The 321-nt window shown below is 62.0% G+C and carries 1 pseudogene; it reads left to right on the top strand.

The features are described 5' to 3' along the window. Positions 1-246 (top strand): annotated as a pseudogene (locus tag P0G09_RS16905) (DNA methylase); the annotation flags it as partial. Positions 247-321: the final 75 nt, after the last annotated feature.

Here is a 321-nt window from a genome sequence, read left to right as displayed (position 1 = left end):
CACTTCGCCACGGGCGTCTATGATCCCTTCGGCGGCTCCGGCACAACGCTGGCCGCCTGCGAGGCATACGGGCAGCCCTCCGACATCATGGAGCTGACGCCCGCCTTCACGGACGTGATCGTCAAGAGGTACATCAGAATAACAGGAAAGACAACCGTGCGCTGCGTCCGTCAAGGCCGAGAGCTACCGCGCGAGGAGATCGCCGCGATATTCGAGCCTGACGAGGAAGGAGGTGAGCAGGAGTGACGCCCTGACATAATGAGCGAGAAGCCGATCACACAACGGATCAAGGACAGGCTCGCGGCCTACACCGCCATGCTG

Source organism: Faecalibacterium sp. DFI.5.82 (assembly GCF_029076575.1).
Lineage (GTDB): Bacteria > Bacillota > Clostridia > Oscillospirales > Ruminococcaceae > Faecalibacterium > Faecalibacterium duncaniae.
The sequence above is the reverse complement of the archived record's forward strand: the minus strand, read 5'-3'. Positions and strand labels throughout refer to the sequence as shown.